Below are 21,886 nucleotides of genomic sequence, written 5' to 3' on the forward strand. Positions count from 1 at the left end.
GCATGGCCGCGCCTGAACGCATCGTCCGTCACCTGCGGCTGCGTGCGCCCGGCGAGGCGGCGGTGCGCCGGATCATGCCGACGCTGGAGGACGCGCTGCGCTGCGCCAGTCTGGGCGACGACGGTGGGCGGCTGATCGTCGTGAGGAAGCTGGCGCTGGGGTCCGTGACGGCACGCGCGACGTCGCAGGTGCTGTCGCGGTTGATCGAGCAGAAGACGGCCGCCGTCTCGCGACAGTGGGTGACGGCGTCGGGCGATGCCATGGGCGCGACGACGGACGTCGACAACAGCGCCGCGGACCAGGCGGACTGCGTCGTCTTCGCCGGTGTGCTGGAGGCGCGGACGCAGTTGGCGTCGCGGTTGCTGCGGGGCCGACGTGCCGACGCGTGGTACTGGCCGCTTGCGGTGCCGGAGTTCGATGCGAAGCTGACGGTGCGGCACAACCTCGCGCGGATCGCGCTTGCGATCGCTCGCACGCCCGAGGGCCGCGTGGCCCTGCCGCAGTGGGCGGCGGCGCTCGTGCGGGGTGTCGGTGCCGCGCGCGTGGCCGCGTGCTTCGACGAGGCAGAGGGCCATCGCCTGCTGGACCTCGCCGGTCTGGCGCGGGTGCCAGGTCTTGCGTCCGCCGGCGCGTCGTCCCGCTCCGCGCGGATGGCCTCGAACGAAACGTCGAGCGATACGTTGAACGAGGCCGCAGGCGCGATGGGATCGCGCGCGAATCCCTCGTCCTCGTCGACGGCGTCGGCGACTCGTTCCCCCACGACGGGTGCGGACGATGCGGCGCTCGTGCCGCGCTGGCTGCACCGGCTTCTGGAGGCCGCCGGCGCCACTGCTGCGGCGACCAGCAGTCGCGAAGGAGCGTCCCGGCCGTCGAGTGCCGAGCTCCGACCCAGCCCGACCAGCGCGGGCTCGCTCTGGAATCAGCGCCTCCGGGCACTCGACCACCACGATGACGACGCCACCTCCCTGAACGGTGCCGTCGATCGTGCCGATCCGGCGCTGCAGTCGGAGACTCCCCGCGCGTCGCCATCGACGTCGAACGATGCGCATCGCCAGACACGGTCCCGTTCGCACGCGCTTGCCGAGGACGACGCCGACGGCCCGGGCAGTACGCGCGCCACCATCGACCCGCTGCGATCGGGCGCGTGGCCGTGGCTGCAGCCGACGAGATGCGGCGGGCTGCTGTTCCTGCTCCCCGTGCTGGCGCACCTCGGCGTGCCGAGACGCGCGCCGGACGACGAGTCGGCTTGCCGCCTCGTGGCGGCGGTGCTCCACCTGGCGCTCCAGCGCTCGCACGCGCCGCGGGATGATCCGATGTGGCAGCTCGCAATGCCCCGCGACGTCGATGCAACGACGAGGGCCCGCCTACCGGCGCAGGCGCAGGCGCAGGCGCAGGCGCAGGCGACAACTGCGACTGCGACTGCGGCGGCAGTGTCGGCGGTGGCCGCGACAGCGACCGAAGCAGAAGGGCAAGGCGAGGCGGCGATCCTTCTGGCCGACGCGCGCCGCTGGCTGCACCGCGCCGGGCGGATCGGACTGGTGCGACTCGTCCGGCGCCGCGGACACGTGTGCGCCACGGCCACGCACGTGGACCTGCATTTCCCGCTCGGCGACTGCGAGCTCCGATTGCGAAGGCTCGGGCTCGACATCGATCCCGGCTGGCTGCCGTGGTTCGGGCGCGTGGTGGCGTTCCACTTCGGCGGGGAGCACTCGGCATGAACGCACCGCTGCGTCCCGATCTGCGTCCGCCGACGGCCGACGCCGCCTCGCTGTCCGCTCCCACTGCCAACGCCGCTGCGGCCACGCTCGCCGACCTGGCCTTCGCGCTGCTGGCGCCGACGCACGAGTACAGCCCGGCGGCGGGGGCCGCGGCTCCTGCCGGGAACGCCGCGAGCGGTGCGGGCGCCGAAGCCGCCTGGCTGGCCGAGTGCGCCGCGCGTGTCGACATCGGCGCGCTGGACGTCGCCGCCTGGCTGTCGCGCTGGCGCGCCGCGCCCCCGCCGGCCGACCGCCGGCTGGTCGCGCTGTCCGCCACGCTGCAGCTGACGCTCGCCGAAGAGGTGGCCGTCGCCATCGCCCGCGCGGCCGAGACAGACGCGATGGCCGCGCGTGTCCTCGCCTGGCTACAGGCGCCCGTCGGCGGCGCCCGGCCGACGGTGGGCCTGGCCGCACAGGTGGCCGCCGCGCTCGGCGAGCCCTACCCCTTCCCGGCACTCGCCACCGGCGTGGCGCGGCGCAGCGGCCTGCTGCACATCGACGACGATCACCGCGCCCTGCCCGAGGCCACGCTCACCGTGCCGCAGCCGATCGTGTTCGCGCTGTCCGATCCGCCGGCCTTGCAATGGCCGGGCCTGCGCATCGGCCGCGTGGACGACACGCCGCTGCCGCCCAGCCTGCAGGACGCCGCCCGCTCGCGGGCGCAGGCGCTGGGCCGCGGCGCGAGCGCGGTGCTCGTCGTGCGCAGCGGTCATCCGAAGGAAGCGCAGGCCGCCGCCGCCGAGGTCGCCCGCCAGTTGCGCGCCCGCGCCGTGTTCATCGAGGGCGACGTGCCCGAAGGCCTCGGCCCGTGGCTCTGGCTCGCCGCGGCGGTCCCGGTCGTGAGCCTCGAACTCGCCCCCGGCGAACGCCGCCGCGTGGCCGCGATCCCCGGCTGGCACGGGCCGCTGCTCGTCGCCGCCGGTCCGGACGGCAGCATCGAGTTCAACGGCGACACCGCCCCCGGCTGGTCCGTCCCGATTCCGCCGGCGGAAGAACGCACCGCGCTCTGGCTCGACGCGCTGGGCGATGCCGGCTTCGCCCAGGCGCTGGGACACCGGCACTGCCACGCGGCGGGCCGCATCGCGGAGCTCGGCCGCGCGGCGCGCTTCGAGGCGCAGTCCGCCGGCGCCGAGACCGTCACCCCCGCCCACGTCGTGCAGGCCGCGCGAGGCGGCAGCGCGGGCGATCTCGGCGCACTGGCCGAACTGCTCGACGACCCCGTGCCGGACGAGGCGCTGGTCCTGCCCGCGCCGCTGCGCGCCGAGCTCGACGCCTTCGCCGACCGATGCCTGGCGCGCGACACCGCCGCCCGGGGCCTCGGTCCGGCGATGCGCGCGCGCTTCCGCACCGGGGTGCGGGGGCTATTCGTCGGGCCGTCGGGCACCGGCAAGTCGCTGGCCGTCGGCTGGCTCGCGACGCGGCTGGGCCTGCCGCTGTACCGCGTCGACCTGGCCTCGGTGACCAGCAAGTACATCGGCGAGACCGAGAAGAACCTCGCCCAGCTGTTCGCCCGCGCCGAACACGCCGAGGTAGTGCTGATGTTCGACGAGGCCGATTCGCTCTTCGGCAAACGCACCGACGTGAAGGATTCCAACGACCGCTTCGCCAACGCGCAGACCAACTACCTGCTCTCGCGGATCGAGTCCTATGCGGGCATCGCCGTGCTCACGAGCAACAGCCGCGCGCGTTTCGAATCGGCCTTCACGCGGCGGCTGGACGTGATCGTCGAGTTCCCGCCGCCCGGGCCCACGGAGCGCCGCGCGTTGTGGCTGGCGCATCTCGGCGACGGGCACCGGCTCGACGGCGGCACGGTGAACCAGCTGGCCGCCGGGTGCGAGCTGGCCGGCGGCCATGTCCGCAACGTGGTGCTGGCCGCCGCGGCGCGCACGCACGGCGGGCCGGTCGGCGCGGCGGATCTGCTGCCGGCGCTCGTCGCGGAGTACGGCAAGCTCGGCAAGCCGCTGCCCGCCGCGCTGCGGGCGCTCGCGTCCGACGGGGCCGCGCCGGAGGGTCCATGAACACGGCGGCGCCTCAGGCCCGGGCCAAGGCCGTCGCGCCGACGTCGGCCGGTCATCGCGGCACCTCGCACTGCGATTGCGCGGAGGGCGAGTCGGCGGCCGCCGGCCTGCCGCGCTTCCTCGCCCGCCACGGCGCGTCCGGTCCGGGCTGCGGCGTCCAGCCCAAGCTCACGATCGGCCGGCAGGACGATCCGTTCGAGCGCGAGGCCGATGCCGTCGCCGACGCGGTGGTGCGCAACCAAGCGGTGAACGTGCCCGGACTTCCCGCTGCGTCCGGGGCTGCCGGCGCATCAGGTGCATCAGGTGCATCAGGTGCATCAGGTGCATCGGGTGCATCGGGTGCACCCGGCGCATTCACCGTCTCAGGTGAGACGCCCGTCGTCCAGAGGCTCTGCGCGGAATGCGCCGCCGAAGCAGACACGTCGCTCGACGACGCGCTCGTGCAACGCAGCGGCACGGACAGCGGGGCAGACACGGCGGGCGAAGCGCCAGGCGCCGCGGCACTGCCGCACGCGCCCGACGCCGGCAGCCCGCTGCAGGCGGGCGTGCGCACGCGGCTGGAGTCCTCGCTCGGCGCGGACCTCGGCGACGTGCGAGTGCACGCCGGCCCCGCCGCCGACGGCATGGCGAAAGCGCTGAACGCGAAGGCCTTCACCCACGGCGAGCACATCTGGCTCGGTCCGCAGCAGCGCGCGGACGACCTGCCGCTGATGGCGCACGAGGTCGCGCACGTGATGCAGCAGGGCAGCGGCCGCGCCCGTCCGGAGGCGGTGCAGCGCGCGCCCGCCGACTACCGCCATCCGGAGGACGGCGGCGGCGTGCTGTCGCGGATGCAGGGGAAGATCAGCGCGGCCAGCGAGGGCCACGAGGACGAGCAGCCGACCGGTGACGCGGCGGCGCGTGCGCACACGGCGCGCAGCGCTGCCGGCGGCGTGGACCGCGGCGAACTGGCGCAGGAACGCGGCAAGCTGGAGCCTCAGGCCAAGCCGTCGGTGGACCGGCCGGCGCAGGAAACACCGAAGGTCGAGGAGGCCGCCGCCCAGACGGAGCAGGCAGCGGACGCCCCCGCCGATCCGCTGGTGGAGGCGGACGGACCGCCCGCGGCCGGCGGGAAAGGCGGCGGCAAGGGCGCCGCGGGCGGTCTCGCGGACGGCGGTGCGGGACAGGCGCAGGCCGCCTTCGGGACCGCGGCGGGGACCGCGATGCCGGCACCGGAGATGCCGGTGACCGTGCCGGCCGCGGTCAGCGCGCCCACCGATGCGGGCGGTGGGCCGTTGCCCGCCGATCCCGCCGCCGACGAGCAGGTCGCCGGCCTCGCGGCACAGGCGCAGAGCCTGCGCGAGCAGAGCGGCCGCATCCGCTCCTTCGCCACCGAGGAACGGCGCAACGCCACCACCCTGCGCGGCAATCTGGCGCTGGTGCGCGGCGGCGTCATGCAGGCCGAGATGGGCGTCTCGAAGTCGCGCGAGCACCTGGCCTTCCGGCAGGAGCTGCTCGGTCAGGCGCGGCAGGGACTGGGCGTGTCGCAGGAGAAGGCCGCGACGGTCGCGGCCGAGGCGCCGAACTTCGAGTCCAAGGCGGACGAAGGCAAGGCCGAATCCGGACCGATGGCCAGCGAGGCCTCCGGTCTCGCGGCCGAGAACGCCGCCAACACGCCCGACGACGCCGAGGCCGCGGCCAACGCGCGCGAACAGGGCGGCGCGATGAACCAGGCCGGCAGCGACATCGGCACGACCGACGACGCCGTCACGCAGACGCGTGCCAAGGCCGGCACGCTGGGTCAGGACGCCGCGCAGGCGCAGCAGCAGAACGCGGTCACGCAGAGCCGGCTGGAGGGCATGGACCAGACGCTGGCGGCCACCAGCGACAAGCTCGGCACGATGGGCGAGCAGACGGGCGCGGCGCGCGGCGAGATGGAGTCGCTGGCGAGCGCGCCCGACGAGCACACCGGCCAGGCCGCCGCGATCGACGACCGCGGCGCGGCGCTGGCGGAGACCTCGAACGAGCTCGAATCGCGCCTGCAGACGGTGCAGGGCGACTACGCCGCCAACATGGCGGCGGTCCCGGCGCCGGAACCGTGGACCCGCGAGAAGGTCGTCGAACTCTATGGCGAGGAAGCCCTTGGCGAAGAGGCGGCCGGCGACGCGCCCGCGGCGACCGCGGACGAGACCGTTGCCGCCGACGATGCGGCGCAGGCCACCGGGGCCGAGCCACCGGCGGCGATGGCAGCGCAAACCGAAGCGGCAACGGAAGCGGGCGCTGGAACGGGAGCGGAAGTCGAGCCGGCGGATGCGGGGTCGGTCGACGGCGGTGACCAACTGGTGCAACGCACGCCCGCGGACAGCGGTGACGTGGAGACGCCGCCACCGCCCCCCGCCCCGCCGCCGCAGGCGGCAGCGGGCGGCGGCAGCGCCGCGGACGGCTCGCCGGACGGCGGCGCAAGCGGCGCTTCCGATTCCACAGGCACAGGCACGGGCGCGGCCCCGGAGGCCGACGCGAGCGCCGGACCGGACGCGCTGTCGCCGCAAGGCAATGCCGGCGCGGGAGCTGATGCGAGCGACGCCGGCGATGCCGGCGCGATGGCGGCCGAGGGGAGTAGCGACGGTGGTGCCGATGCCTCCGGCGGCGCAGCGGACGTCGGTCCCATCGCCGCTGCGGCACCGGCCGCGCCTGCGGCGCCGGAACGCGAGCGCGTCGACGCGGCCGGCGCGGTGTCGGGCGCCCTGCCCGCCTGGCTGACCGGCGTGGAGCCGCCCAACGAGGAGGCGCGCCAGCAGGCGCAGCAGGCCGCCGCCGAGCGCCGCGCCGCGCAGATCGCGGACATCGAGAGCCAGACCGAGGGCGGCTTTGCCGCCATGACCGCGACCGACCGCATGGGCTGGGCGCTGCGGCAGACCGGCCGCAACCTGTTCGGCTCGGTGGGCAACATCCAGTGGCCCGGTTTCGGCCACCTCGCGCTGGGCCTGATCGACCCGCGCGGGCCAATGATGGGCGTGGTCAGCGGGCTGGGGATGATGCTGTCCGGCGGCGCCAACCTCCTCAGCGCGGAGCAGTGGCGGCGCGATCCGCTGGGCAACCTGCTGAAGTCGGCGGCCGACATCGCCACCGGCCTGACGATCGTGCTGGGCTCGATCACGGCACTGGCGGGCGTGATCATCGCGATCATGACGGCGATCACCATCCTGTCCTTCGGGACGGCGGCGCCGGTGACCGGCCCGGTGATCGCGTTCTGCACCACGGTGCTCACGACGGTCGGCGGCTGGACCATCGCCGTGGGCAAGGTGGCGCTGGTGCTGCAGGCGCTGGTGTTCATCAAGAACCTCATCGACGCGGCCTGCGCGCAGACCGCGGCGGAGCTGCAGTCCGAGGCCGACCAGATGACGGAGAACGTCAGCGACGCCGGCAACGTGCTGATGCAGATGGGCATGGCCAAGGCGGGACAGCTCGGCGGCCGGGCGGCGGCGTCGGAGATCCGCGCCGCAGGCGGCGGCGTGCGCTACGCCGCGCAGATGGGCGCGCGGGCCGGTGTTGGCGGACGGGCGGCACTCGGCGCGGCGGGACGCGGCCTGCGCGCGCTGCCGGCCGCGGCGGCCCGCGGCGTGCGCGCCTTGCCACGCGCCCTGGCGCGCGGCGCGCAGGCGGCGCCGGGCGCGATCGGGCGCGGGGCGCTGGCGACGGGGCGGGCCATCGGTCGCGGCGCTGTCGCGACCGGCCGGGCCATCGGTCGCGGCACCGTGGCCGCGGGGCGCGGCATCGCGCGCGGCACCGTGGCGGCGGGACGTGCGGTCGGGCGTGGCCTCGGCGCGGCTGGCCGCGGCGTGCGCGCCCTGCCGGGAGCCGTCGCGCGGGGCGCGCGCGCGCTGCCCGGGGCCGTGGCGCGCGGCGCACGGGCCCTGCCCGGCGCGGTGGCGCGCGGTGCGCGGGCCCTGCCGGGCGCCGTGGCGCGCGGCGTGCGCGGTCTGCCGGGCAGCGTCGGGCGCGGTGTGCGCGGCGCTTGGTCCGGCACGCGCGAGTACTTCGGCAGCCGCTTCTCGCGCAGCTTCATCGTCGGCGACGACATCGCCAACCTCGGCATGGCCCGCAACGCGTCGGCCGAGGCTCGCGCCGCGGTGTGGGCCGAGGCGCGCGCACCCGGCGGCGCGCTGGCGGGCGAGGCGCGCGTGGCCGGTGCCGCGGACGACGTCCATGCGCCGGGCGCCGTCGACGAGCCGGTTCCGGCCGCCGCGGACGACGCGGTTCCCTCGGCCGCGGACGACGCTGTTCCCGCCGCCTCCGACGAGGCCATGCCCTCCGCGTCCGAGAGCCGCGCGCGCGTCGAGGACACGCCGCCCGCGACCGGCGCGGAGCGGGACGCATCGGTGTCGCGCAGCTCGCGGATGGAGAGCGACCAGATCACGCCGCGCGAGGCGGCCAACGAAGTGGCCTTCGTGGACGATCACCCGAATCTCGTCGAAGGCCAGCCGCCGAACCAGCGTGCCACGCTGGGCGAGCACGAGATCGTCGAGCTGCCGGGCGGCGGCTGCGTGCGACGCTCGAATGGCGCCTTGCCGATCCCGTGCCCGGACTGCTTCACCCCGGCGGAGCAGGGCGTGCGGGATGCCTTCGCCGCCCGCGTCTCCGCGGAGGGCAAGACGATGGACGAGGTGCTCGACGAATTCGGATTCCACACGCCGGAACAGCGCCAGGCGCTGTTCAAGGGCGCGGCCAACGAGCGCGACGTGGTCGCCCGCCTGCGCGCCGGTCCGGACCTGTCCGGCGGCGGCGCGGCGGACGACGTGCTCTCCATGCACCGCGAAGCGACCGCCTCGCCCGAGATCGCCGGGCGCGAGGAAATGGGGGCCTCGCGCCTGCGCCGGGACGATCCGGGCTGGAGCGCGCGCGCGAGCGCGGTCGAAGGCAGCGGCTCCTATGGCCGAACGGCGGAGCACTTGGGCAACGAGTTCCTTGCCGAGAACTTCGACCGGGTCTCGCGCCAGGTGCGCATCCGCCCCCTGCTGGACAACAAGCAACCGGCGGACTTCTTCTTCATCGCCGACAACCTCGGTAACAGCCGTATCGACGGTCGCCTGATCGCGTTTGACTCCAAGCTCAGCGCAAGCGCACCATTCACCGAGAACCAGCTCGCAGGGTATCCGCTGCTGGCGCGCAACGGCGGGATCGTGGAAGCCAGCCGCGCCGCCATCCCGCACGGCACGACACTGCCACCCACGAGCACCTACCGCCTGCAACCGCGCTTCAACATCCGGCCTCGCCCCGGCGTTCCGGACGTCAACCTCGGCGCCGTCGAGCCTACGTCGGAGTTCTTCCGCCTTTCGCATGCCTTCTGACCTGCCCCTGCCCACGGACCGAGGACCTTCATGCCTGAACACCCGCCCCGCCGCCGCGTCGACCTGTTCCGCCTGCTGACGCCGGTGGCGCGCTGGGTGTTCGCGATCGCCGTGATCGTGGCGATCGCGCTCGCCGGCTGGTGGACCGGGCGCGACCGGCCGGTGCCGGCGTGGATCTCGCAAGGGCTGGTGCCGTGGCTCGGCTGGGCCTACCTCGCGCTGGTCGCGGTGGCGCTCGTGTCGTGGTGGCGGCGCCGGCGCGCGAGCTCGCAACAGGAGGAGCCATGACCTACAAGACCCATGCCGCCGGCGCCGCCGCGCGCCGCGGCGGCGAACCGGCCGGCGGCCGCCGATCCCCGAAGGCCGGCACGCCGCGCTTCCTGCAGCAGGCGGCCGTCCGCCCCGTGCCGGGCGGCACCGTCGCCCTGGGCCGGCCACGCGACAGCTTCGAGCGCGAGGCCGATCGCATGGCCGATCGCGTGCGCCAGTCCGCTGCTCCCGCGGCTTCTTCCGCTGCTTCTCTTGCTCCTGCTCCCGCCGCGGCCCCTCGCGGCACCTCCGCGCCCGCCCTGTCCGCCCTCCCCTCGGACGGCCGGCCGCTGGACACGGCCACGCGCGCCGCAATGGAACCCCACTTCGGCATGGACCTCGGCCACGTGCGCCTGCACAGCGGCAGCCAGGCCGCCTCGCTGAACCGCGACCTCGGCTCGCGCGCCTTCACGCTGGGCGGCGACATCTACTTCGGTGCCGGCCACGGCCCGCAGGACCGCGACCTGATGGCGCACGAGCTGACGCACACCGTGCAGCAGGGCGGCGGCGCGACCGGCGCGGGCGTCACCGGAGGCATCAGCGCGCGCGGCGGTCCGCCGCTGATCCAGCGCGACCTGATGCAGAGCATGCCCGTGCCGCTGGGCGGCTTCGAGATCGGCATGGCGACCCAGCAAGGCGTCACCAACACCCCGCCCACGCCCAGCGGCATGAGCGGCACCATCCGCTTCATCCCGGACGTGGACGCGCCGAACTCCAACGTCATCTCCCTGGTCCAGGTCGTCAGCGACACCGATGCCGGCGCCGACGTCGCCATCGCCACGATGGGCGCGCTGCAGGCGCCGCGCGGCGCGCTCGGCGATCCCGGACTGCGCACGCAGGAGGACACGACACGCGGCGTCGAGGGCGGCTTCTTCATCGACGCGCTCCACCAGCCCTTCGGCGGCGGCGCGGCCGCGGCCCCGGGCAGCGCGCTGTCGCCGAACTATCCCTTCGGACCGGGCGGCGGCGCGCAGCAGACCGGCTTCAAGCGTTCGAGCGATCCGGCCGACATCCGCTCGGCCCAGATGTTCGATGCGCCGGGCACGACCGGTCCCAACAACCGGGACTTCTCCTTCGAGACCGTGGCCCGCAGCGAGGACACCGGCGTCGTCTACGGCTCGCTGAACTGGGGCTTCCAGGTCCGCGCCGGCGTCGTCCAGAACGAACGGGCGGTCGCCGTCGGGGGGACGTCCGCGACCTTCGACGAAGCGCTCGAGCGCCACCGTGATTTCTACGTGCACGAGCCGGTGACCTTCTACTTCGACTTCGACAGCGACGTGCTCACGCCCGCCGAGGCCGGCAAGATCGACGCGTTCCTCGCGTACATGACCCGCAATCCCACGGTGCATGTGTCGCTGGAGGGTTTCGCCGACCAGGTCGGCGGGGCCAGCCAGTACAACGTGGACCTGTCCGGGCGACGCGCGGCGTCGGTCGAGGCCGGCCTGCTCGCGCGCGGCATCGATGCGGCGCGCATCGACGGCATCGTCATCACCCACGGCGCCTCCACGGCGGCGACCGCCGATGCCGGCACCGGCGACCAGGGCGGCAATCCGGCCGTCGGCGCCGACCAGTCGCGCGACGCCAACCGGCAGATGAACCGGCGGGTGCTGCTCACCTTCACCGACACCGCACCGCCGGGCGCCGCCCCGGTGCCCGTGCCGGCCCCTGCGGGACCCTGACATGACCCAGCCCTCGCACCGCACCCCGCCGCACGACCTGGTGACCCAGCTGGACGCGGCTGATCCGAACGCACGGGCACTGGCGCTCGCTGGGCTGGTGGGTCAAGGGACGGCGGCCACGGCCGCGCTCGTGGCCGCCTTGCCGCAGGCCTGCGCAACGACGCGTGCGCAGATCGCCCAGGCGCTGGCCGAGATCGCCGATCCCGGATCGGCCGAGGCGCTGGCGGGACTGCTCGCCGATGCCGACCCGCTGGTGCGGGGGCGCGGCGCGCAAGGCCTGGCCCGCCTGAACGATCCGCGCGCGGCGCAGGCGCTGGCTCACACGATCAACGACCTGCCGGACGAGCTGCACGGTCCCTACACGGTCGCCGTGTTCATGCTGATCCAACGCGGGGAAGCCGCTCTGCCCCTGGTGACGCCGCTGCTGGGCGCCGCCGACGCGCCGACCCGGACGAGGGCGGCACTGGTCGTGCGCGACGTGCTGCAGCAGTCGCGCGGCAAGCCCGCGTGGCAGGTCTTGACCGACCGGCTGGGCGATCTGGATCCCCAGCGCGCCGACGGCGTCGAGCCTGAGGTGGCGCGTCGCTGGCAGGCCTGGCTGGTGGCCGGCGCCCGCTGAAGCCGCTGAGGCTGCGCAAGCCGAGGAAGACCGCGAGCGCGCGTGGAACGCTGCGGAAGCCCCCTAAAATCGGGGCATGGAATATCCGGGCAATCTCTTCGTCGTCGCCGCGCCGAGCGGCGCGGGCAAATCCAGCCTCGTGAAGGCGCTGCTGGAGCTGGACGCCAAGCTGAGCGTCTCCGTCTCCCACACCTCGCGCGATCCTCGAGGACAGGAGCAGCACGGCCGCGAATACCTGTTCGTCACGGTGGACGAGTTCCGCGGGATGATCGACCGCGGCGAGTTCTTCGAATGGGCGCATGTCCACGACAACCTGTACGGCACCTCGCGCGCGGCGATCGAGGCGCGGCTCGCGCATGGCGACGACGTCGTGCTGGAGATCGATTACCAGGGCGCGCTGCAGATCAAGCAGCTGTTCCCGCACGCGGTGCTGATCTTCATCCTGCCGCCGAGCTGGGAGGAGCTGAAGCAGCGCCTGATCCGCCGCGGCGACACGGCCGACGAGGTGATCGCCAAGCGGATGAAGACCGCGCGCGAAGAGGTCGCGCAGGCGAAACACTTCGATTTCGTGGTCATCAATGCCGTGTTCGAGACGGCGATTTTCGACCTGAAGTCGATTGTCCAGGCGCAGCGGCTAAAATACGCGACCCAACGCCGTAACCGGTCGACCGTCTTCCGCGCGCTCGACCTCATCGACGACGTTACCGAATAACCCCGACTTTCAGGAACCAGCATGGCCCGCATCACTGTCGAAGACTGCCTGACCAAGATCCCGAACCGCTTCCAGCTGGTGCTTGCCGCGACCTACCGCGCCCGCATGCTGAGCCAAGGCCACGCGCCCAAGCTGGAGTCGAAGAACAAGCCCGGCGTGACCGCGCTGCGCGAAGTCGCCAACGGCGACGTCGGCGTGGAAATGCTGCGCCGCGTGCCGGTCTGATCGCAGACTGGATCAGGACCACGAGGTCCTCATCAGCGCTCCAGCAGCGCTGAGCCGACGCCCCGCTCCGCGGGGCGTTTGCATTTGCGGCGTTCATTCCCGGCGTCCGTCGGGACGGCCGAGGATTCGCGACCAGCGGCGATGGCTCGTTCCAGCGCCTACTTCCTGCGCCTACTTCCTGCGCCAGAACTCGGCATCGATCACGACCTCGTTGCCGCTGCGCTCGTTGATGATCCAGAACCGCGCCCCGTCGGGCGCGATGCGGTCGACCTCGCCGACGAGCCGGCCCGCCGCCACGCGCAGACCGCGCGTGTTGAACGGGAAGTCCGGCGCCTTCGCCAGCGTTAGCAGCGGCACGGCCTCGCGCGCATCGCCGGCCAGCCGCATCCGATGCACGATGGGCGCGAGCACCTCGTTGGTCAGGTCCGCCGACGAGAGGCAGATCACCACCTTCGCCTGCGCGCGGCTCAGCGCGACGTTGAGCAGCCGGCGCGCCTCCTCCGTCTTCAGGAAGGGCTGCGTGCCGTCGGCCGGGTCGAAGAACACGACCGGGGCCTCGCTGCCCTGCGCGCGGTGGACGGTGCTGACCTTCACGCCGTCGTCGACGCCGAGCGCGTCCAGCCGCTGCCGGATCAGCGCCCGCTGCGCGCGGAACGGCGTCAGCACGATGAGCTCGTGCGGCGCCCAGTCGCCGCTGGCGAGCGCCTGCGCGATCAGGCCCGCGATGGCATCGGCGGACTCGCGCCGGATCGGGCCGCGGTCCTTCGCGGACCAGAAGCCCTCGCGCGTGATGCGATGCACCTTCACGTGGACGTCCGCCGGGATGTCGCCGAGCGCGCGGGCGCGCGCCTGGTGCCACGCCTCCGATGCCAGCGCATCTGCGGCGACGCGCAGCGCGCCGTCGTAGAAGAGGTCGCTGACGAGCGCCCCGATCGGCGCGGCCATGCGGGACTGCTCGTCGAGCATCGCCACCGGTCCCCTGCCCTGGCCGCTCTGCTCGACTTGCCCGACTTGCCCACTTTCCCCGCTCTGTCCGCTCTGCCCGCTCTGTCCGCCGCGCGGCATCGCCGCGAACGGCGAGCGTCCCAGCCACTGTCGCGCGAGGCGGTCCTCGCCGCGCAGCACCGGCGAGAGCTGCTGCGGATCGCCCGCGAAGAGCCGCGCGCGGCCCAGCGGCATCAGCGCCAGCGCGTGAGCGAGGCTCACCTGGCTGGCTTCGTCGAAGACGACGAGGTCGAACGGCGGCTCGCCATCGGGCGAGAGCTCGCGCAGCGTCTTCAGCGTGAAGGCGGCGCGTGTCGTCGTCATCGTGGCGAGTCGGCATCGCTCCAGCACCTGTGGCGACGGTGTGCCCGACGACGGGATCAGATGGCCACGTCCCTCGTAGGCATCGGCATCGAAGCGCGAGCCGAGGCGCTGGACTGTCGGACGCAGAGGCTCGCGACGGCCCTTCTGCAGCGCCTTGTCGACGGCGAGCGTCGCGAGGTCGACGGCATGGTTGGTCGTCGAGAGCAGCAGCACGCGTGCCGCGGGACGGCGGTCGAGGTATTCGGCGAGCAGCACGCCGAGCGTCGTCGTCTTGCCGGTGCCGGGCGGTCCCCACAGGAAGGCGTCGTGGAAGCCGACGAGCTTCAGCGCGTCGCGCTGCGCCGGCCGCAGCCATCGGAACGGTGAGCCGTCGAGCGAAGGCGCGTCGGCGCGCACCTGCGGCGTCGAGAGCCCCGGCCAGCAGTCGGCGGCGCGGCGCGCCCAGGTGTCGTCGCGCCATGCGTCGGCGACGGCATTGAGGAATCTCGGCGGATAGATGCGCAGCAGATGGCCTTCGCCCGGCGGCGGCGCGCTCGCGTTCTGCAGCACGAGTTGATCGTCCTCGACGACGACGGCGCGCACGCTCGCTGCGCCCTTGGTCGGCGCGCCCCACCAGGCGGAGGCGCCTTCGAGTCGCTCGTCGAGCAGCGTGTGCGCGGACGCCTGCCCCGGCCGCTGGCCTTCGGCGTAGACGTAGTCGGGCTCGAGCGTCACGCGCCAGAGCGCGCCGTCGGCCGTGCTGCGGAGCACGCGGAAATCGTAGAACTCGGGCGTCGCGGCCAGCTCGGCGTCGATCGCCGCGCGGATGTCGGCCAGGGGCATGGGTCGCGACGAAGGGCGGGGAATGCGAAGGAGGCGGGACTATAGCGGTCCCGCCTCGGCCGACTCGCTCGGAAGCCCGCCCTCCTGCGACGTCGTCAGCCCACCAGCGCGCCGATGAGCGCGACGTCGGCCACGCCGGTGGCCGGCAGGCCGCGGGCGATCTGAGTCTCCTTGACGCAGCGCGCCGAGGCGCCGCCAAAGACGCCGTCGGCCTTGATGTCGGCGCCGAGGTTGGAGAGCGCCAGCTGAAGCAGGCGCGCGTCGAGGCCGCGCTGCAATGGCTCCTGCACCGACAGCGCCCGCGTGCCCGGTGCCGGGCCGTCGTAGCAGCCGGGCGGTGTGCCGCTGAGCGCGGTCATCGAGATCTCGGCGCCGCGCACCACGAGGGGCAAGGCCAGGCCCCACTGGTTCTGGTCGATGAGACGGCGGAACGCGTCCATGCGATAGACGGTGCTGCGCAGGATCGTGATGCTGTGCGTCGCCAGCCATCTGCGGCGCGTGGTCACGTAGCCGCTGATCCACGCCTGCTCGCCGAGCTGGTCGAGCGTGCCGACCTCGCGGTCCGTGTCCTTGCGGATCTTGTCCCAGGACCCGTGCACCAGGCTGTCATAGACGACGGCGATGCCCAGCGCCGATCGCACGCCGATCTTCGCCGCGGCGCGGACGGCCGGTTGCCAGAACCCGATGTCGAAGAAGCGATCCTGGGTCTCGCGCATCACCGGATCGTCGGCGCAGGCGCGCAGCAGGTTGTGGAGGCGGCTGTTGGTGTCGAGGTCCTCGCCCTGCGCGGCGATGGCGGGCAGCCAGGCGTTGATGGCGGCGCCGAAGCGCGCGCCGGGATTGCCTGCGTACTGCTGGAGCAGCTCCGCGAGCTTGCCGGACATGAGCGTCGTCTGCGACCGACCGTAGGTCAGACGGCCGGGATCGTCCGTCAACACGGTCACCTGGCCGTAATCGCCGAGCACATGGCCCGTCTCGAACAGGTTGACGATGGACTTGGCGGTGCGGGCCTGCGTGTCGGTCAACGGGATGTCGCCGGAGACGGCGGGCGGTGCGGCGGCCGCGGCGGCCGTGGCGGCTCTCGCCACGGTCGGCGGCGCGGCGAATGCAAGACCGGTCGCATGCACCAATGGCGTCGCCGCTTGACTCGACGGCGGGTCGAATCGAATCACGCACATGCCGGCCAGGGTGGGATGCGGATCGCATCCGTGCACCGTGAAGCCGGCCTTTCGGAAGTCGGCGGCAGCGGCCTCGCAGCGCCCACAAGGGATGATGTTCTCAGGCACGGACGGCTCCTAGGGGTTGGGGACCAGTCGGCAGACCAGGCCCTGGTGGAACTCCAACGCCGTGGTCATCCTGGGCTCCCAGGCGTCGACCAGATCGAGGTGTTGGTAATAGAGTTGCCGCTGCTGTCGGGGCCCACCGGCCTGCCGGATGCGCTGCGCGACATTCCCGTACTTCGGAAAGAGCGGCAGGTCCTCCACGTTGGTCCAGACCCGCTCCAGCCTGGCATCGTCGATCCGGTCCACGCAGAGGACGATCTTCATGATCAGGCGCCGCTGGACGGCCTCTGATTCGAGGTATTTCTGGACGTTGCCGGCGGCGGCCTCGGCGGCGTCCTTGAACCGATCCTGGATGCTCGGCCTGGCCGCCAGGTTCTCGGCCGCTTCACCCGTTGCGAAGAACTGCTGGATGCCGAAGTCGACCTTCACCGCGGAGGTCGGGCTCGACGCCGGAGCCGACGCGGCCAGCGCCACCCCGACCGCGTTGCTGAGGCTGCCGAGGACCGAGGTGTTTTGATGCGCCTGGTCGACCGGCACCATCGCGGCCTCCTTGCGTCGATAACCGATGGTGAGCGAAGTGGGCGCGACGCTGCCCTCGGTGAAGGCCAGCTTCAGTCCCGTCGTGGTCCCGGTCGCGAAGATCAATGTCCGACGCCGGTCTTCGGCGCCGGCGCCGGCGCCGGCATCGGAGCTTGCGCGGGCGGGCGGCACCGCCGACGCGGCGACGAGCGGGGCCGAGGCAGCCACCGACGCGTCGCGCGCCGCGGCCTGGCCTGCCGCGCCCCGGGTGGCGATCAATGCCGCATGGCCACCGACGAAGACCTGTCGCACGCTGCGATCGGCGATCTGGCCGTTGGTCTCGATCATGCTGGCGACGGGATAGGCCGTTCCGTCCGCGAAGCGCGGGCCGGCATAGCCTTCCACGCGGTCATAACCGATGCTGATCGACGCGGGCGTGGTGTCGATGTCGGCGATCGACATCGACGTCTTGGTCACGAAGATCGCCGAATCGCGCGGCGACGCACAGGCCGCGAGCAGCACTGCCAAGACGATGGGCACCGCCCGCGTGTGGGGACGACTACTTCTTCGACGCAGCATGACGCTCTCCTTGCGGGACCTCGCCCGGCTTGCGCAGTTCATCGGCCCGCACGAGCACGTGGTTGCGCAGGTGGGCCAGCGTCGTATCCTGGTAGCCGACGGCGAGCGAGGACTCGATCTCGGCCCGCGTCAGGGCGACGCCGAGGGTCCGTGTCCGCACGGCTTGCCCCGCCGATTCCGACGGTGGCGTGACCGTCACCCACGCCAGGCCGATGACGTTCGTGCGCCCCTGGTCGTCGACATAGACGTGCGCGCAGCCGCAGCAACACGCGGCGATGCCGACCACCGCCCAGCGCCCCGACGGGGCTCCCCATCGGCGCATCGATCGCGCGCAGACACTGCTTGCCGCTCCGCTCATGACGACTCCTTGATGACCAGTCAGTCTGGCCTTCGCGTCCCGGCGCGGCATCCGCAATTCGGAGGATGCCCTGACACCTGAAACGGCGTCGTTTCCGGCCCGAGAATGCGCCCCATGCTCGGCCTACCCACCACCGCCACCGCCCCGTTCTGCCCCTCCGAGGTCCACGGCTCGATCGATCTGCGCGAGAGCGCCGCGTTGTGGAAGCGGTTGCTGCGCGTCGCGGGGCCGGGGCTGCTGGTCTCGGTCGGCTACATGGACCCGGGCAACTGGGCCACGGACATCGAGGCCGGCTCGCGCTTCGGCCATGCGCTGCTGTGGGTGGTGCTGGCGTCGAGCCTGGCGGCGATGCTGCTGCAGACCTTGTCGCTGCGGCTGGGGCTGGTGTCGGGTCTTGACCTGGCGCAGGCCTGCCGCGAGCGCTACCGGCCCGCGGTGCGCCTGCCGCTGTGGGTGATGGCCGAGCTCGCCATCGTCGCCTGCGACGTGGCCGAGGTGCTGGGCACGGCGCTGGCGCTGCACCTGCTGTTCGGGATGTCGCTGCTGGCGGGCGTCGGCATCGCGGCGCTGGACACGGTGATCGTGCTCGGGCTGAAGGGCCGGGGCTTCCGGCAGGTGGAAGCGATCATCCTCGGCCTGGTGATGACGATCGCCGTCTGCTACGCGGTGCAGCTGCTCCTGATCGGGCCGGACTGGGCGGCGGTGGCGCGGGGCTTCGTGCCCAACGGCGTCGCGGTGCAGGACCCGAAGGCGCTGCTGCTGGCCATCGGCATCCTGGGCGCGACGGTGATGCCGCACAACCTCTACCTGCACTCGTCGATCGTGCAGACGCGGCGCGTGGGGAGCACGGCGTCGGCCAAGCGCGACGCGATCAAGCTGTCGACGATCGACACGCTGGTGTCGCTGACGCTGGCCTTGATGGTGAACGCGGCGATCCTTATCCTGGCCGCGACGGCCTTCCACGCGCACGGGCACACTGAGGTGACGGAGATCCAGGACGCGTACCACCTGCTGGATCCGCTGGTGGGCGGCTCCATCGCGTCGGTGCTGTTCGGCGTGGCGCTGCTGGCGGCGGGCCAGAGCTCGACGTTCACCGGCACGATCGCGGGTCAGGTCTTGATGGAGGGCTTCCTGCGGCTGAAGATCCCCTGCTGGCAGCGCCGGCTGGCGACGCGGTTCCTGGCACTGGTGCCGGCGTTCATCGGCCTGTGGTGGTTCGGCGAGGCGGCGGTCGGACAGCTGCTGGTCGCGAGCCAGGTGGTGCTGAGCCTGCAACTGCCCTTCGCGATGTGGCCGCTGATCCGCCTGACGGGCGACCGCGCGGTGATGGGCGAATTCGCCAACGGGCCGGTGGTGCGGGTGCTGAGCTGGGGGCTCTTCGCGCTGGTGACCGGGGCGAATGCGGCCTTGCTGTGGTCGCTGGTCAGTTGAAGAGGAAGGCCGTGTCGAAAACGGCGCGGATCGATCGTCGTGAGGATGAGGTCAGGCACTGACCCGACGATCACCAGCCAACCAGGAGCGATTCATGAGCACCGAAGAGAAAGTCAAAGGCCCCGCGTCGTACTTCCCGTCCATCGAGAAGAAGTACGGACAACCCATCGATCACTGGATGGGCGTGCTGAAGGCCGCGGGGCCGACGAAGCACATGGAGCTGGTCGCGCTGCTGAAGACGGAACACGAGATGGGCCACGGGCATGCGAATGCGTTGGTGGCGGCGTTCTTGGCGAAGCAGGGTTGAAGGCGGGCGCGCTGACACCTCGACTGCGAGGTGTCGGTTCCGCGCGTCACCCCTCGCGGCCGAAGGTTTTGCGCCGTCCTATCCTGCTCTGCATGAACCTGACCGTCTTGATCGAAGGTGACGAGCACAGCGAGATGCTCGTCGGCAGCGTGCCCGCCATCCGCAGCGCCTACACGCAAGGCGCCAGTACCGCTGAGTTGCTGGCGAACATGCGCGAGGTGCTGGAGATGCTCCGGGAAGAAGGAATGTTCGACGCCGAGGGCGGCTTCACGCTGTGCGCCGAGTACGCAGCAACTGCCGCGTAGCTCCGGTCACTTGGATGGCACAAGCGCGTAGGGACCGCCTCGTTCCAGCGCCCGCTGGTAAGCGGGCCGCGCGTGAATGCGCTGCAGGAACTCGGTGATACGCGGTTGGCGCGCCGCGGCGCCGCCGCGCTGCACGGCGGCTTCGAGCGGGAAGCTCATCTGCACGTCCGCCGCGCTGAACTCTGACCCCGCGAACCACGGGCTCTTGCCGAGCTCGCCTTCCAGGTAGTTCATGTGGTTGTCGATCTGCGGCTGCACGAAGGTCGCCTTGGCTTTCGCGGCGATGCCCTTGGCGATCGGCTTCACGAAGAACGGCACGGGCGCGCGCTCGATGCGGTCGAAGACCAGTTTGAGCAGCAGCGGCGGCATCGCCGAGCCCTCGGCGTAGTGCATCCAGTAGCGGTAGCGCAGCGCGTCAGGCGTGCCGACGGCGGGCTTGAAGCGGCCCTCGCCGTAGCGGTCGACGAGGTACTCCAGGATCGCGCCGGATTCGGCGATCACCAGACCGTCGTCGCTGATCACCGGCGACTTGCCGAGCGGGTGGACGGCGCGCAACTCGGGCGGCGCGAGCATCGTCTTCGGGTCGCGCTGGTAGTGCTTGATCTCGTACGGGAGCCCGAGTTCTTCAAGCAGCCACAGGACCCGCTGCGAGCGGGAGTTGTTGAGGTGGTGGACGGTGAGCATCGGGGGAGTCTATGCGGCGCGAGAGGCCGGCGTCTGTCGCCGATGCAATAGTGCCGCTCACCCTCGATCACCACGTCGCGGCGTCCAAGCCGAGCCGCCGGGGCACTCCGTGCCAAGGAACCAGAGTCCACGCTGCAGTGCATCCTCAGTTTCAGGAAGCGCCTTGACGATGGACATCACTTGTTGATCCACGTCGCCGGGCAGTGGCGTGTCGGTGAACAACACGACCAGCTTCACGTCCCCTTCCTCCAAAAGCCGCTTGAGGACATGGAAGAACAGCCGTTTGCGCTCCTCGTAGGAGCCGCCCTCCTCTTCCAGATGCGCCCAGACCGCGTCCAACTCCATCCCTTCACAGTTGTCGCGAATCTCTTCGAATCTCTCCTGCTTCACCTGAGGCAGGAACCATTCGGTCGCCACCTGAAGCAGGTCGGCGAGCGCCATGACGATCTCCGCATCCGGGCGATCGTCAAAGAGACTGAACTCGGCGCAATCAGCGCCCATCCAATGCTCATTTCAATACGCCTTTACTGCCGCAGCAAACCAGCTGCTTGACTACTCTTTGGCCGGCTCATCTTGCTGAAGCACATGAAGCTCGAACGACGCCGCATTGACAAGGAATTCAACGGAGCTTTGGAATCCCTTCAGCGACCCCGAGAAAGCATATTCAGTCCCGCCGGTTCCGGCGCACATTACCTTAGAAGAAATGGGGGGAGTCCAAGTCACACAGTCTTCCGAGCGCGAAAATATTGATGTCTCGAATTCAACTAGGGAGACATCCAAGAACTTCAGAATGCAGTGACCAACACACCCCACTCCGTTCGATCGAGAGAAGAGCGGCTTCAGGTCCTCAGAGACGAACAGCCAGTTGTTCACATAGATGGAAAACTCATTGCCGGAGAGAACGTGAGCGCCATATTGACAATCAAGAACACCCAGAGAATCCCAGCAATCTATTAATATTTTCATCACCCCTCCTTCGATAGCGGCCCTCAGCCCCGGGGATGCCCGACGCAGCGCCTACTGGATTTCATTATTTTTCTTCTCTTTGTCTGTACAGACTTTCGAGACAACACTCGGACCGGATTGATCGCCAGTGCAACGTTTCCGGAAATCACCGCGTGGCCGAAATCCGCGTCTCTGCGACTGCGCGAAGAAATCTGCCAGCAGATCTTCGCGTTTCATTCATTCACGATTTTTCAATCAAGAAACGCCACCTTAATCGGATCCGATCTCGAATCTTGGAGAAACAACAAGAATGTCCTTACTGCGAATTGGAATTGCGCGAATGAAACAACCCCGCCCTCCCCCTGTCCATAAAGACCCTCAAACAAAACCTTTTTCCGATTCAAGAATACAACCCAGCCATTACCATCGCCTTCGACAGAGGTCTCCTCTCCAGACTCGATTTTCTCAATCCAATCCAGAATTTCGGCGCTTCGAATGTCACTATCAATCGCGGCGCACATCATGTCAAATCTATCCACATGATTGCCGAAGCGATCCACAACATCGATCAGGCGTCCCAAGCCTCCACCGGCTCCCAAGTCTACGCGTTCATGGCAGTGCAAGAAGATTTCCACACATTTTCTTTCGGCAAAAGAAAGTCGCCCATTCTCATTAACCATCATTCATTGCTTTTCGGAT

General features: G+C 71.2%; 18 protein-coding genes. 11 read left to right on the top strand and 7 right to left on the bottom strand.

Going from position 1 to position 21,886, the window contains the following annotated elements; translation table 11 throughout:
• The first annotated feature begins 2 nt into the window (after positions 1–2).
• The 8 genes from ACQ4L4_RS13080 (at position 3) to rpoZ (ending at position 12,646) form a co-directional block, all read left to right on the top strand.
• Positions 3–1,718 (top strand): hypothetical protein, encoded by a 1,716-nt coding sequence (locus tag ACQ4L4_RS13080; protein WP_431104631.1) that lies wholly within the window; start codon positions 3–5, stop codon positions 1,716–1,718.
• On the top strand, positions 1,715–3,775 hold the full coding sequence (locus ACQ4L4_RS13085; protein WP_431104632.1) for an ATP-binding protein: 2,061 nt from the start codon (positions 1,715–1,717) through the stop codon (positions 3,773–3,775). The genes ACQ4L4_RS13080 and ACQ4L4_RS13085 overlap by 4 nt, the downstream gene beginning before the upstream one ends.
• Positions 3,772–9,102, top strand: coding sequence for an eCIS core domain-containing protein (locus tag ACQ4L4_RS13090; RefSeq protein WP_431104633.1), 5,331 nt, complete (start codon positions 3,772–3,774; stop codon positions 9,100–9,102). Before ACQ4L4_RS13085 ends, ACQ4L4_RS13090 begins: the two co-directional genes overlap by 4 nt.
• 30 nt (positions 9,103–9,132) lie before the next feature.
• On the top strand, positions 9,133–9,390 hold the full coding sequence (locus ACQ4L4_RS13095) for a hypothetical protein (protein WP_431104634.1): 258 nt from the start codon (positions 9,133–9,135) through the stop codon (positions 9,388–9,390).
• Positions 9,387–11,090, top strand: a complete 1,704-nt coding sequence (locus ACQ4L4_RS13100) for an eCIS core domain-containing protein (RefSeq protein WP_431104635.1) — start codon at positions 9,387–9,389, stop codon at positions 11,088–11,090. Before ACQ4L4_RS13095 ends, ACQ4L4_RS13100 begins: the two co-directional genes overlap by 4 nt.
• Before the next feature lies 1 nt (position 11,091).
• Positions 11,092–11,709 (top strand): HEAT repeat domain-containing protein, encoded by a 618-nt coding sequence (locus ACQ4L4_RS13105; RefSeq protein ID WP_431104636.1) that lies wholly within the window; start codon positions 11,092–11,094, stop codon positions 11,707–11,709.
• 76 nt (positions 11,710–11,785) lie between these two features.
• Positions 11,786–12,421 (top strand): guanylate kinase, encoded by a 636-nt coding sequence (gene gmk, locus ACQ4L4_RS13110; RefSeq protein ID WP_431104637.1) that lies wholly within the window; start codon positions 11,786–11,788, stop codon positions 12,419–12,421.
• A gap of 21 nt (positions 12,422–12,442) precedes the next feature.
• Complete coding sequence (gene rpoZ / locus ACQ4L4_RS13115) at positions 12,443–12,646, top strand: DNA-directed RNA polymerase subunit omega (RefSeq protein WP_058936171.1); 204 nt, start codon at positions 12,443–12,445, stop codon at positions 12,644–12,646.
• Between the two features lie 171 nt (positions 12,647–12,817).
• Here rpoZ and ACQ4L4_RS13120 read toward each other — a convergent pair whose 3' ends face one another.
• The 4 genes from ACQ4L4_RS13120 to ACQ4L4_RS13135 form a co-directional block, all read right to left on the bottom strand.
• Positions 12,818–14,776: a DEAD/DEAH box helicase gene (locus ACQ4L4_RS13120; protein WP_431104638.1), complete on the bottom strand. Its 1,959-nt coding sequence runs from the start codon at positions 14,774–14,776 to the stop codon at positions 12,818–12,820.
• Positions 14,777–14,871: 95 nt separating this feature from the next.
• Positions 14,872–16,062, bottom strand: coding sequence for a chitosanase (locus ACQ4L4_RS13125; RefSeq protein ID WP_431104639.1), 1,191 nt, complete (start codon positions 16,060–16,062; stop codon positions 14,872–14,874).
• Between the two features lie 9 nt (positions 16,063–16,071).
• The gene (locus ACQ4L4_RS13130; protein ID WP_431104640.1) at positions 16,072–17,100 is read right to left on the bottom strand and encodes a hypothetical protein; all 1,029 of its coding nucleotides are present in this window, start codon (positions 17,098–17,100) and stop codon (positions 16,072–16,074) included.
• A 37-nt stretch (positions 17,101–17,137) separates the two neighbouring features.
• Positions 17,138–17,515: a hypothetical protein gene (locus ACQ4L4_RS13135; RefSeq protein ID WP_431104641.1), complete on the bottom strand. Its 378-nt coding sequence runs from the start codon at positions 17,513–17,515 to the stop codon at positions 17,138–17,140.
• A gap of 114 nt (positions 17,516–17,629) precedes the next feature.
• On the opposite strand from ACQ4L4_RS13135, the gene ACQ4L4_RS13140 reads away from it, so the two are divergent.
• The 3 genes from ACQ4L4_RS13140 to ACQ4L4_RS13150 all read left to right on the top strand — a co-directional run bounded on the left by ACQ4L4_RS13140 (position 17,630) and on the right by ACQ4L4_RS13150 (position 19,558).
• Positions 17,630–18,946, top strand: a complete 1,317-nt coding sequence (locus tag ACQ4L4_RS13140) for an Nramp family divalent metal transporter (protein WP_431104642.1) — start codon at positions 17,630–17,632, stop codon at positions 18,944–18,946.
• A 94-nt stretch (positions 18,947–19,040) separates the two neighbouring features.
• A complete protein-coding gene (locus ACQ4L4_RS13145; RefSeq protein ID WP_431104643.1) occupies positions 19,041–19,253 on the top strand; it encodes a DUF4287 domain-containing protein in 213 nt (70 codons plus the stop codon).
• Between the two features lie 92 nt (positions 19,254–19,345).
• On the top strand, positions 19,346–19,558 hold the full coding sequence (locus ACQ4L4_RS13150; protein ID WP_431104644.1) for a type II toxin-antitoxin system HicB family antitoxin: 213 nt from the start codon (positions 19,346–19,348) through the stop codon (positions 19,556–19,558).
• 6 nt (positions 19,559–19,564) lie between these two features.
• Here the strand turns inward: ACQ4L4_RS13150 and ACQ4L4_RS13155 are convergent, their stop codons facing one another.
• The 3 genes from ACQ4L4_RS13155 to ACQ4L4_RS13165 all read right to left on the bottom strand — a co-directional run bounded on the left by ACQ4L4_RS13155 (position 19,565) and on the right by ACQ4L4_RS13165 (position 21,870).
• Entirely contained in the window at positions 19,565–20,242 is a 678-nt protein-coding gene (locus ACQ4L4_RS13155; RefSeq protein WP_067275203.1) for a glutathione S-transferase family protein, read from the bottom strand.
• Positions 20,243–20,299: 57 nt separating this feature from the next.
• Positions 20,300–20,743 (bottom strand): hypothetical protein, encoded by a 444-nt coding sequence (locus tag ACQ4L4_RS13160; RefSeq protein WP_431104645.1) that lies wholly within the window; start codon positions 20,741–20,743, stop codon positions 20,300–20,302.
• 695 nt (positions 20,744–21,438) lie between these two features.
• Entirely contained in the window at positions 21,439–21,870 is a 432-nt protein-coding gene (locus ACQ4L4_RS13165) for a hypothetical protein (RefSeq protein ID WP_431104646.1), read from the bottom strand.
• Between the last annotated feature and the right edge of the window lie 16 nt (positions 21,871–21,886).

The sequence above is a fragment of the Roseateles noduli genome, assembly GCF_050626985.1.
GTDB lineage: Bacteria > Pseudomonadota > Gammaproteobacteria > Burkholderiales > Burkholderiaceae_C > Roseateles > Roseateles noduli_A.